11 protein-coding genes are annotated in these 11,887 nt (G+C 57.8%); 8 read left to right on the top strand and 3 right to left on the bottom strand.

Features of this window, described 5'->3' with window-relative positions:
• Positions 1-46 precede the first annotated feature (46 nt).
• From recF to dnaA, 3 genes are all read right to left on the bottom strand, one after another.
• Complete coding sequence (gene recF / locus CKO15_RS00055; RefSeq protein WP_200191250.1) at positions 47-1,099, bottom strand: DNA replication/repair protein RecF; 1,053 nt, start codon at positions 1,097-1,099, stop codon at positions 47-49.
• A 6-nt stretch (positions 1,100-1,105) separates the two neighbouring features.
• On the bottom strand, positions 1,106-2,209 hold the full coding sequence (gene dnaN / locus CKO15_RS00050) for a DNA polymerase III subunit beta (protein ID WP_200191248.1): 1,104 nt from the start codon (positions 2,207-2,209) through the stop codon (positions 1,106-1,108).
• Positions 2,210-2,418: 209 nt separating this feature from the next.
• Complete coding sequence (gene dnaA / locus CKO15_RS00045; RefSeq protein WP_200191246.1) at positions 2,419-3,759, bottom strand: chromosomal replication initiator protein DnaA; 1,341 nt, start codon at positions 3,757-3,759, stop codon at positions 2,419-2,421.
• Between the two features lie 501 nt (positions 3,760-4,260).
• On the opposite strand from dnaA, the gene rpmH reads away from it, so the two are divergent.
• The 8 genes from rpmH to CKO15_RS00005 all read left to right on the top strand — a co-directional run bounded on the left by rpmH (position 4,261) and on the right by CKO15_RS00005 (position 11,748).
• Positions 4,261-4,404: a 50S ribosomal protein L34 gene (gene rpmH, locus CKO15_RS00040; protein ID WP_200191244.1), complete on the top strand. Its 144-nt coding sequence runs from the start codon at positions 4,261-4,263 to the stop codon at positions 4,402-4,404.
• 4 nt (positions 4,405-4,408) lie between these two features.
• On the top strand, positions 4,409-4,801 hold the full coding sequence (gene rnpA / locus CKO15_RS00035) for a ribonuclease P protein component (RefSeq protein ID WP_200191242.1): 393 nt from the start codon (positions 4,409-4,411) through the stop codon (positions 4,799-4,801).
• Positions 4,786-5,019, top strand: coding sequence for a membrane protein insertion efficiency factor YidD (yidD, locus tag CKO15_RS00030; protein WP_200191240.1), 234 nt, complete (start codon positions 4,786-4,788; stop codon positions 5,017-5,019). Before rnpA ends, yidD begins: the two co-directional genes overlap by 16 nt.
• Positions 5,020-5,024: 5 nt before the next feature.
• Positions 5,025-6,689: a membrane protein insertase YidC gene (gene yidC, locus CKO15_RS00025; RefSeq protein WP_200191238.1), complete on the top strand. Its 1,665-nt coding sequence runs from the start codon at positions 5,025-5,027 to the stop codon at positions 6,687-6,689.
• Positions 6,644-8,041, top strand: coding sequence for a tRNA uridine-5-carboxymethylaminomethyl(34) synthesis GTPase MnmE (gene mnmE / locus CKO15_RS00020; protein ID WP_200191236.1), 1,398 nt, complete (start codon positions 6,644-6,646; stop codon positions 8,039-8,041). The genes yidC and mnmE overlap by 46 nt, the downstream gene beginning before the upstream one ends.
• 316 nt (positions 8,042-8,357) lie before the next feature.
• On the top strand, positions 8,358-10,271 hold the full coding sequence (mnmG, locus tag CKO15_RS00015) for a tRNA uridine-5-carboxymethylaminomethyl(34) synthesis enzyme MnmG (protein WP_200191432.1): 1,914 nt from the start codon (positions 8,358-8,360) through the stop codon (positions 10,269-10,271).
• Positions 10,264-10,893, top strand: coding sequence for a 16S rRNA (guanine(527)-N(7))-methyltransferase RsmG (gene rsmG, locus CKO15_RS00010; RefSeq protein ID WP_200191234.1), 630 nt, complete (start codon positions 10,264-10,266; stop codon positions 10,891-10,893). Before mnmG ends, rsmG begins: the two co-directional genes overlap by 8 nt.
• 54 nt (positions 10,894-10,947) lie before the next feature.
• On the top strand, positions 10,948-11,748 hold the full coding sequence (locus tag CKO15_RS00005; RefSeq protein ID WP_200191232.1) for a ParA family protein: 801 nt from the start codon (positions 10,948-10,950) through the stop codon (positions 11,746-11,748).
• The last annotated feature ends 139 nt before the right edge of the window (positions 11,749-11,887 follow it).

The following is an 11,887-nucleotide window of genomic DNA, read 5'->3' as shown; positions in this document are numbered from 1 at the left end:
AGACTCGCGGCGGCAGCTGCGCTGCAACCACGGCTTACCCAGGTGCTCATTGTACCATCGCAAGCGCCCTGCCGGCCTGCAATTTCAGGTGTTCGCTGGTGCTGCAGCACGCAACGAGCGGTGCTGCTTCGATCGCCGTAATGAAGGTCTGCACCGGGGTCCGCTGGAGCGTATCAAGAACACCAGCAAGGCGATCTGCATCGAGTTCAGCGGACAGATCGTCGATCAGCAACAGTGGTTGCAGACCGCGCTCGGCCCACAAACGCACCTCGGCGAGCAGCATGGCAACGATCAGCAGCTTTTGCTGGCCACGTGAGAGGGCTTCGCTTGCTAGCTCTTTGCCGTAGGTGAGTCGCAAATCAGCACGGTGCGGCCCCTGTCGAGTATAGCCACACTCGCGATCCGACTCCCGACGACTGGTCAATAGCCGCAGCCAATCGCCATCCTCAGGGGCACCCCCCGCGTAGTGTAGGCCCAGTCGGTCGTTGTTCAGCCAGTGCTCGGCGAGCTTTTGCCAATTCGGACGCAGCGCATCGACGAAGGCACGGCGCTCACGATCAATGCCTTCGGCATAGCGCGCTAAAATCTGAGTCCACGCGGTCTCTTGCCGACGGTCACCGCTGCGTAGAGCGGCGTTGCGCTGGCGAAGCGCCTCTGCATAGCCGCTGGCAAGGCGCCGATAGTCGGTGTTGAGGTGGAAGGCGCCCCAGTCCAGAAATTGCCGTCTGACTTGTGGGCCATCCAACAGCAGCCGCTGATGCTCCGTATTGATCAGCTGCACCGGCAGTTGCGTTGCGAGCATCGCACGATTGCGCAGTGTCTCGCCGTTGTAGCGTAACTGGGTGCGCTGCCGCTGCCGCGCTGCACCGAGACCTTGGCCGTTACGCAGTGCAAAGACTTGACAGACCTCCTCTCCCCATTGAATCAATCGGTCTAACCGGTGCGTACGAAAAGAGCGCGCGCGAGCTAGAAAGTAGATGGCCTCCAAGAGACTTGTCTTGCCTGCGGCATTCTCGCCGCTAATGATGTTGAACTTAGCATGCGGTAGCCAGCGCAACGGAGCCAAATTACGAAACCCCGTGATTTCGATTTTTTCCATCGCCAATTAAATTTGCATTGGCATAATGACGTAACGAGTCCTCTCATCTCCTTCGGGTCTAAAGAGGCCGCTGCTTTTTGAGTCGTTTAATGAGATGACCACATGCTCGGTCTCCATGGCGCCCAAAGCATCGAGTAAGTAGTTGGCATTGAAACCGATCTCCACTTCCTCTCCTGAGTAATCGACTTCTAGCTCTTCTTCCGCCTCTTCCTGCTCGTAGTTATGTGAGCCGATGCTTAAAAGATGCGGGCGCAATTGGAAGCGCACTCCGCGTGACTTTTCATTCGATAAAATAGCCACACGGGAAACCGCTTGACGCAACGCCTCCCTGGCGAGGGTGAGGTGTTTTTCGTTTTTTTCTGGAAGGACGTGGTAGTAATCGGGATAGAGTCCATCGATCAGCTTAGAGGTGATACGCACATCACCGACTTCGACACGGATGTGGTTACTGTCGAGCTGCAGCTGCAGTGGGGTAGAATCGGTGCCAAGGATGCGCAGCAACTCGTGAACCCCTTTGCGCGGGACAATAACCTGGCGGGGTTGGGTCACCTCGATCTCCCCTACGCCTTCGGCTAGGGCAAGGCGATGGCCATCTGTGGCTACGGCACGTATCCCGCGGCCCGTAAGCTCAATTAACAGACCATTGAGAGCGTAGCGCACATCCTGGCTGGCCATAGAAAAGTGGCTGCGCTCGATCACGCCCCGTAGTTCGTCTTGTGGCAAAACAACGGTCTCGACCTCAGAAGAGAGCTCGACCTCTGGAAATTCATCAGCCTCCAACGTTGCTAACGCGAAACGCCCCCGGCCGCAACGTAACTGTGCTCGGTTCCCCTCCAAGAAGATCTCTAGCGTCGACTGATCTGGCAAATTCCGGCATATATCAAGCCACTTGCGCGCAGGCAGAGTCGTAATGCCGGGTTTTTCCACGACCCCGTTTAGCTTTGCAACGAGTTCCACTTCCATATCAGAGGAGGTCAGATAGACCGCCTGCTCAGCGGTGGCTTCAAGACGAATATTTGCTAGCAGCGCATCGGTTTGCTTGCGCTCAACGATGCTCACTAGTTGTTGCAGTAGGGGCAAGAGCGTGTTGCGTTCGAGCTGTAGTTTCATAAGCTATATCCTATAAAATATGTATTTATATAATCTTTTGTTGTTATGATTACGCGTCTCTGTTGCTGTGGGTAACGTATATAGCATGCTGATGGCAAAGGACTTTATGCGGCGGACAGCAGGGTTTATACGCTGTTTATAGGCTGTGGATAAACTGTTTCCTCCCTCTAGCTGTGCGGGGGTCCTCGGTTTATCCACAGGTTGTTCGGCTACGTACTCAAGGTTCGCAGCAAGTTGTCATAGTCCTCTGCGATTCGTGGATCACTTTCCATGAGCTCCTGGGTCTTGCGGTGGGCGTGCAGAACTGTTGTATGGTCACGGCCCCCAAAGGCGTCACCGATCTCGGGGAGTGAGTGGCTGGTCAGCTCCTTGGCTAGTGACATGGCGAGTTGGCGTGGCCGGGTCACCGAGCGGCTGCGACGCTTGGAGAGCAGGTCAGCAACGCGAATCTTATAGTAGGCGGCTACGGTCTTCTGGATATTGTCGATGGTGACCATTTTGTCGTGAAGTGCCAGGAGATCGCGCAAGGCCTCCTTGGCAAAATCGACATCAATCGTGCTGCGCCCGGTGAATTGGGCGTTAGCAGTTACGCGCCGTAGCGCCCCTTCGAGTTCGCGAACGTTGGAGCGTACGCGCTTGGCGATGAAGAAGGCCACCTCGTCGGGCAGGTCGACACCATCGCGGATCGCCTTGCTCTTCAGGATGGCCACTCGAGTCTCCAGTTCCGGGGGCTCAATGGCGACCGTTAACCCCCAGCCAAAGCGCGATTTCAGCCGCTCTTCAAGGCCATCGACCTCTTTCGGGTAACGATCACACGTCATGATGACCTGTTGCTCTCCTTCGAGCAACGCGTTGAAAGTATGGAAGAACTCCTCCTGTGATCGTTCCTTGCCAGCGAAGAATTGAATATCATCAATTAGCAGTGCGTCCAGGGAGCGGTAGTGACGTTTAAAGTCGTTGATTGTGTTGTGTTGCAGCGCTCTAACCATCTCTGCAACGAACCGTTCCGAGTGGAGGTAGACGACTTGTGCCTGTGGACGTGCGGTACGCATGGCGTGGCCGACGGCGTGCATCAGGTGGGTCTTACCTAGGCCAACGCCGCCGTATAAGAATAAGGGGTTGTAGGCCTGACCTGGATTTTCAGCTACTTGGCTGCTAGCGGCACGAGCGAGCTGGTTCGATTTGCCCTCCACGAAGGTATCGAAGGTAAAGCTAGGATTCAGGTTGGACTCAACCGCACGTGGGCGCGATCGTGGGGCTGCGTAACTCGTCGGTGTACCGCTGGCTACGGTTGCCGCAGGTGTATCAATAGAGCCGATTTCGAGCGTGACCACAGGCGGATCAGTAGGCTCGAAAAGAGCTATCAGCTCTTTGATTCTTATAAAGAAATTGTCTTTTACCCAGTCGTGTACGAAACGGTTGGGGGCGTACAAGCGCAACGTTCCGTCCTCGATGTGGGGCTGTAGGGGACGGATCCAGGTGTTGAGCTGTTGCTCGGGGATCTCCTGCTCGAGCTGCTGGAGGCAGGCGCTCCAAAGTGAGTCTTGCATGGGTGTAATTACCAACCGGATGTTGCGAAGAGCGGCGGCCACCAGGCGGCCGGTCGCCTCGCGGACAGCGAACGGGTCTAGGCCGGTACGCTAGCAGTCCACTGCTGCTGGTACGATGGGCCGAGGCATAGTCTAGCGAGATCGGCCGTCGGTTATCCACCGAGCCGCGCCGGCAGAGAGCCGCCACGCGACTGCAATCGTCCGAGCCAATCAGCTGCGCACCTTGTCAACTACCTCCGCCTAATTATGCTGAAGATTGACAGGCGCTCGACGGGCAAGTAGATTCGCGGCTCACTGGGCGCTGGTCGCGGCGTGGTGTCTTTGTGTCCATTCACTTTACGAGCGGTGACCGTCCGCTAGGCTGGTCGGTGCAACCCGGAGCCGGGGGCGTCGAAGACAGACCGTTGGTTGGACGTTCCGCACTCGTTGATCGATGGTCGGCCGTGCATCGTAGTCACCATCTCCCCGCAGCTGTGGCGCGGGTTTCCTAGCGGAGGATCTATGAAACGAACTTATCAACCCAGTCGAATCAAACGCGTTCGCACCCACGGCTTTCGCGCCCGGATGGCGACGAAGGCCGGGCGGCAGGTGTTGAGCCGACGGCGCGCGAAGGGGCGCAAACGCTTGAGCGTCTCCGATCAGTAATGCGGTGGTTGCGTTTTTGCCTGGATCGCAGATTCGATCACAAAGCTTTCCACGCAGTGCGCGGCTGCTAACCCGCCGCGAGTTCGATCGGGTGTTGCGCTACGGCGAGCTGCGTGCGGTTTGCGACGGACTGCGCCTATCGGCGAGGCGCAACGGTGGGCGTGGTGTTCGTCTCGGCATCGTGGTGCCGAAGCGACAAGTCAGGAGAGCGGTCGCGCGAAATCGCATCAAGCGCTTGATACGTGAGAGTTTTCGCTTGAGGCAGTGGCGTCGTGATGGGGTCGATGTTGTGGTCGGTGTGCGTGGTGATGTTCAGCCGATGCGCAATGATGAGATCTTCTTGGCTCTGGAGTCTCTGTGGCGACGGCTTGAGAAGTGGCGATGCGCACGATCGTGATTGTTTTGATTCGCCTCTATCAGTATGCGATCAGTCCGCTGCTCGGACCGCGTTGCCGGTTTCTCCCTACGTGTTCGGAGTACACTGCCGAAGCGATCATGCGATATGGGGTCATACAGGGTGGTTGGCTGGGTCTGCGACGCCTGCTGAAGTGTCACCCTTGGCATCCCGGTGGTTTCGATCCAGTGCCTGATCGTGAAAGAAGCTTACGAGAGTAGACCCGATGGAAAATCAGCGCTACATCCTTTTGATCGCTTTGATCGTGCTCGGCGCCCTCCTTTTTTTCACATGGCAGGACGCGCAGCGAGGACTTGACGAGCCGGAACGGGTCACCCGAGAAGAGCGCGATGATCCGCAACCGCGAGAGGCGGATCCCGAAGCTCCGGGCGATTCTGGAGTCGAGCCGGATGCTCCGGGCGAGGATCGTCCATCTGCTGAGCACGTTCCGGAACACGATCGGGAGGCCGGGCCCCGGGTTACGGTGCGCACCGATTTAGTGGAAGCGGTGATCAGCACCGACGGTGGAGATATTCGGCGTGTTGATCTGCTGCAGCACTTTGAGGATGCCGATCGCGGGCAGCCGTTTCGTTTAATGCGCGATGATGGTGAGCCTTTTTTCATTGCCCGTACCGGGTTAGGGCATGATGGTCCAGGCCGCGATACGCGCTACGAGGTCGAGGCGACCGAGTTTGAGCTGGCCGAGGGTCAAGATTATCTGGAAGTGCCTTTGGTATGGCGCGAAGGCGGTATCGAGATTCGCAAGATCTACACCTTCCGCCGAGACAGCTATGTCGTCGACGTCCGCCATGAGGTCCGAAACGAAAGCGCTGAGCGCTGGCGCGGTTTCCAATACGTCGAGCTGCTGCGTGAGCCGGATCCCCGCGGTGCCACGCCTTGGTACGTCCATAGCTTTACGGGGGGAGCGATCTACACCCCGGAGGACCGTTATAAGCGGATCTCTTTCGGTGATATGGAGGATGAGAATCTGCGCCGCGACGTTGTCGGGGGGTGGATCTCGATGTTGCAGCACTACTTCGTTGCTGTTGTGTTGCCTAATCAGGAACAGACCTTCCGGTTTTATTCACGCGCGCTTTCCAGTGATGTCTTCCTGATCGGCATGTCTTCGCCGTGGGTCACGGTGGAGGCAGGGCAAAGTGGCAGTGTCGAGAATCGAATCTTTATTGGACCTAAGGAGCAGTCCCGTCTGACGGCGATTCCGGATGTAGAGAATCTCCGTCTCACGGTTGATTACGGTTTTCTGACGATTCTGGCCAACCCGCTCTTTTGGGCGCTGGATCATATCCAGAATGTCGTCAAAAACTGGGGCGTTGCTATCATCCTGCTGACCTTGGTCATCAAGCTGGTCTTTTACAAGCTCTCGGCCATTAGTTATCGGTCGATGGCGCGAATGCGCAAAGTACAGCCGAAGATGCAGCAGATTCGTGAGCGCTACGCTGACGACCGGCAGCAGATGAACCAAGCCCTGATGGAGCTGTACAAGAAGGAAAAGATCAACCCGCTCGGTGGCTGTCTACCGATGTTGGTGCAGATCCCAGTCTTCATTGCTCTGTATTGGGTCTTGATCGAGAGCGTAGAGATTCGACACGCGCCCTTTATGCTTTGGATACAAGATCTTTCCAGCCGGGATCCTTTCTTCATCTTGCCGCTGTTGATGGGCGTTAGCATGATCGTGCAGATGAAGCTCAATCCGCCGCCCATGGACCCCATCCAGAAGCGGGTTATGCAGGCGTTGCCGTTTATCTTTACGGCCTTCTTCATGCTCTTCCCGGCTGGGTTGGTGCTCTATTGGCTCTCGAATAACGTCTTATCGATAGCGCAACAATGGTACATCATGCGGCAGTATCTCGGACCGGAGCAGCGCAAGTAGATACGATCTATGCCTTGGCGACTCCGGAGGGGCGGGGGGCCGTAGCTGTGGTACGGCTTTCCGGCCCTGAAGCCTTCGAGTTGGCCGGGCAAATCGTCGGTGACCTACCCGAGGCCCGCTATGCCGGGCTTCGGGTTTTTCGTGGTGCGACCGGTGAAGTCATCGATCAGGGGATCGTCATTTGCTTTCCAGCTCCTCACTCCTATACGGGTGAGAATGTCGTGGAGTTGCAGGGGCATGGTGGGCGCGCGGTCACTCGAGCGCTGCTTGATGCCCTTCGTGCAGTCGGGGCACGCCCGGCTGAACGCGGCGAATTTACCCAGCGCGCTTTTCTGCATGGACAGATGGACCTGGCTCAGGCTGAAGCCGTGGCGGCATTGATCGATGCCGACTCACAGGTGGCTCGGCGCGCAGCTTTGCGCTCGTTGCAGGGTGCGCTGGGCGAGTGGGTCGATGAGGTCGCTAGTGCTATACAGCAGATACGGGCTCAGATTGAGGCTGAGCTCGACTTCTCTGATGATTTACACGAAGCCGGCGAGGAGACGGATGATATCGGTCCGCCGCTGGAGTCGGTTCGCACGCGCATTCGCTCTATCCGTCAGCGCACAGTGGCCGGGACGCACCTGCGTCATGGTTTAAAGGTGGCATTGATCGGGGTGCCTAACGCCGGTAAATCGAGCTTAATGAATGCTCTGGTCGGCAGTGATGTCTCGATCGTAAACGAACTGCCTGGGACAACCCGCGATGTCATGCGTGAGCGCATCGGTTTGGGCGAGCGTGAAATTGAACTCCAGGATACGGCTGGTATTCGTGCGGGTGATGAAGTCGGTGCGGTTGAGCACGAGGGGGTGCGCCGTGCACTGCATGCGATGGATCATGCCGATGTCGTCGTGTTGGTGACCGATGCCAACACACCGTTAACCCAATGGGAGCGGCATGTCTTAGCTCAACTCGATCCTACCCGCTCTGTTGTGGTGCGGAATAAGATCGATTTGGATGGTGCGTTGCCGTTGAGCGCGCGCCCTACAGAATCTTTGACCCGCTTTATGGTCTGCGACGTCAGTGCGCTGACCGGAAGCGGCCTGGATGAGTTGCGGGAGCGCTTACACGAACTGGTTGCCGAGCGAGATGACGTAGAGCCTTTAGCGGGAGAACAAAGGCACTTAGAGGCGCTTGATCGTGCAGATGAAGCATTGGCCGAGGCTGTCCGTGTCGAGAGACTGCAGCTTGGACGCGAAATCACCGCCGAGCAGCTTAGAGAAGCCCAACTGGTACTACTAGGCATCACCCGGCGAGATGATAACGAAGCGCTTCTAGATCAGATCTTTCGCTCTTTTTGCATCGGTAAATGAAGTAGCCCCTTCCTGAGCACTTTTCGTTCCACAATGCCTCGTTGCCTGAGATGTTCCACGTGGAACATTAGTCGCCACGCTACAAGTTGGTGACCGCAGAGCGAGTTAGGTCGTACCGATGTTCCACGTGGAACATCGGTACAGAGGTTGGCAAGGTGTCCTTGCATGGTGCGTGTCGAATAGGTTGCAGCCAGCATGTTGTCGCTGAATGTTCCACGTGGAACATGGCTATGTTGTATGTCGCTACCCATGCTTCCTATAGGTTGTCGGCGGGATGTCGATGTTCCACGTGGAACATCAAAAAAAGGTCCAAGTCATGAGTGGCAGTTACTTTGAAGTCATCGTGGTCGGTGGCGGCCACGCCGGGGTTGAGGCTGCAGGAGCAGCCGCCCGGATGGGGTGTCGGACCCTATTGGTTACCCATCAGCTCGATGCAATCGGTGCGCTCTCGTGCAATCCGGCTATTGGCGGGATTGGCAAAGGGCACATCGTTCGTGAGATCGAAGCAATGGGCGGTCTTATGGGGCGAGCTGCGGACGCCGCTGCGATACAGTCGCGGACATTGAATCAAAGCAAAGGACCCGCAGTTCAAGCCGTGCGGATCCAGGCCGATCGCCCACAATATGCTCGTCAGATTCGTTTACAACTGGATGCCCACAGCAACCTACAGTTGTTTCAAGATGCGGTTGTCGACTTGTTGGTGGAAGGAGGGCGTTGTGTCGGTGTTATGGGCCGATCAGCGGGGGTGCTGCGTGCGCAAGCGGTCGTCCTGGCTACGGGAACCTTTTTAGCCGGACGCGTCCACATCGGTGGTGTGAACTACGAGTCCGGACGCGCGGGGGAGCCGGCCGCCAACCAGCTCGCGAACGTCTTGCGGCATCATCAATTGCCAGTCGGGCGCTTAAAGACGGGCACACCGCCTCGGATCGACCGACGCAGCATCAATGAAGAAACGTTGGCCAAGCAGTACGGCGACAAGCCGCGGCCACGCTTTGCCCCCTTCGCTGTCGGTGCGGAGTGGCAGAAGGCGTTGCCCGAGCGTCCGTGTCTAGTCAGTTATACCTCGGTTCAGGCGCACGATTTGATCCGCAGTGCGTTGAATGAGTCGCCTATGTACAGCGGCGCAGTGACTGGAGTTGGACCGCGCTACTGTCCCTCTATCGAGGATAAGGTCGTTCGCTTCGCCGACCGGGAGAAGCATCAGATATTCCTAGAGCCCGAGGGGCTCGATTCAAATGAACTCTATCCGAATGGCATCTCGACCGGTTTGCCACTGCGCATCCAGCAGGAAGTGTTGCACCTGTGCGAGGGCTTAGAGCGAGCGCACATTACTCGGCCTGGCTATGCGATCGAGTACGACTATGTCGATCCGCGCAGCCTTCGCAGGAATCTTGAGTTGGAAGCGTTGCCCGGGCTCTATCTAGCGGGGCAGATTAATGGTACGACCGGTTATGAGGAGGCTGCCGGTCAAGGTCTGATCGCCGGGGTCAATGCAGCACTCCAAATCCGCGGTGATGCTGTTTGGGTACCACAGCGGGATGAAGCCTACATCGGTGTCATGATCGACGATCTAGTCACAACGGGAGTGACCGAGCCCTACCGAATGTTTACGAGTCGAGCCGAACACCGACTGCAGTTGCGTGGCGATAATGCTGAGCAACGTCTGCTGCCGATGGCCTACGAACTCGGTTTGGTGAGTGACGCACGGTGGCGGCAGTATGCGGATTATCAGGAGCAGCTAGATCAGGAGCGTGCCCGTTTGCAGGCGACTCGGGTGAGCCCGCAGACTTTGACGCCGCGGCAACAAGCATTGTTGGGGCAGGGATTACGGCGGGATCAGACGCTCTACGACTTGCTGCGGCGGCCGGAGTTGGACTACGAAGCGGTTCTCGCGATCGGTGACTTGGAGCCGTCGACGGAGAGGGCGCTTGCCCTCGGGCGACAGCTGGAAATTGAGGCGCGTTACGACGGCTACCTGGTGCGACAGGCGCATGAGAACCGGCGCTATCAACACTACGCACGTGCTCCCCTCCCGCAGGCGCTCGATTATCAAGCCATCGAGGGGCTCTCGACCGAGGTCAAAGAACGGCTTAGGCGGACACAGCCACCGACGGTCGGCGATGCGGCGCAACTGCCGGGGGTTACCCCGGCCGCAATCTCGCTGCTCTTGGTCCATTTGCGGCGCAATGGTTGGCTGCGACTACCGAAAGAAGAGGGTGCTGGTGACTGAGCAACAGATCGAAGAGGCAGCACAACGGTTGGGTATCGCACTCACAGGGAGTGAGCTGACGCACTTGGCCGGTTATGTCAACCTGTTGTCCCACTGGAATCGCGCCTACAATTTGACCGCGGCAAAGACGAGCACTGCAATCATTGAGCGGCACGTCGTCGATAGCCTGACGGTGCGTGCCTATTTGCCGGCTGGCCAACTGTTGGATGTCGGCAGCGGCGCCGGATTGCCGGGTATACCGCTGGCGATTGTCGAGCCGCAACGCTCTGTAACCCTGGTCGACAGCAATGGCAAAAAGGCCCGATTTTTGCGCCAGTGCAAGCTCTCCTTGGGACTGGTCAACGTGGCAGTCATGCAGACGAGGATGGAGCAGTTAGCGCCGGCATGTTGCGATATCGTCACGGCCCGTGCGGTCGCCCCGTTGGGACAACTGCTGACACTGCTTGTGCCACTGCTGCGCCCAGGAGGATCGTTATTGGCCTTGAAGGGGGCTCGGGCTGTTGCCGAAGTGGCGGCTTTACCAGAGGAGTGGCGGCGAGCTGTTGCGGTGCATGATCTGCCGTCGCTAGAAGAGGAGGGGTGTGCCAAGTTGGTCATCTATCGGCGCTCAGCAGAAGAGTAGAGCCGGGATCAACGCCGCCTCCGAGGTGTCGGACCTACCGTTTGGGAGATTTCAATGGGTCGTATTATCGCGGTGGCGAACCAGAAAGGGGGGGTTGGCAAGACAACGAGTTGTGTGAATCTAGCGGCCTCCCTGAGCGCTAATGGCCATAATGTTTTACTGATCGATCTCGATCCACAAGGGAATGCGACGGTCGGTTCGGGGGTGGAGAAAAACGGCCTGACTCATACGGCCTACGATGTCTTAACGGAGCGTTGCACGCTCGAACAAGCGCTGATCACTTCGCCGAGTGGCGGCTTCGCGGTTCTGCCGGCGAATGGCGATCTTACGGCCGCCGAGGTGGAGTTGCTTGATGCGCATGCAAGAGAACAGCGACTGCGTGGCGCGTTGCGGGAGCAAGCCGAAGCCTATGCCTTTGTCTTAATCGATTGCCCCCCGTCGCTCAACATTTTGACGCTCAATGCGTTGGTCGCCGCACACGGTGTCCTGATCCCTATACAGTGTGAATACTTCGCCCTAGAGGGGCTAACGGCTCTGCTTGAGACGATTCGTGGTGTGCAGGCGAGTGCCAACCGATCGCTCAAGATTGAGGGTTTGCTGCGAACGATGTTCGATGCTCGCAATAACCTAGCCAACCAAGTCGGTGAGCAGTTGCATGCCCATTTCGGCGAGAGCCTTTATGAGACGGTCATCCCACGTAACGTCCGATTGGCGGAGGCGCCCAGTCACGGGTTGCCGGTGCTGGTGTATGATCGCGCCTCGCGCGGTGCGCTTGCCTATATGGCGTTGGCCGGCGAGGTAGAGCGTCGACACCACCTGAGCGCCGGTATCGACAACGTGTTACCTGCGCAATGAGGGGCGTTTTGAGAAGCGCCCGAGGTGGGAGGCGAAGCGCGAGTGAACCGAATGGGCCATGGGAACTGAGGAGTCGATCTTGATGGGAGGCAAAAAGCGGGGGCTGGGACGGGGCCTTGATGCCCTGCTAGGAAGCGAT

It is taken from the genome of Halorhodospira abdelmalekii (genome assembly GCF_016583625.1).
Taxonomy (GTDB): Bacteria; Pseudomonadota; Gammaproteobacteria; order Nitrococcales; family Halorhodospiraceae; genus Halorhodospira; species Halorhodospira abdelmalekii.
Note: the sequence above shows the minus strand (reverse complement) of the source record. Positions and strands in the feature narration are given on the sequence as shown.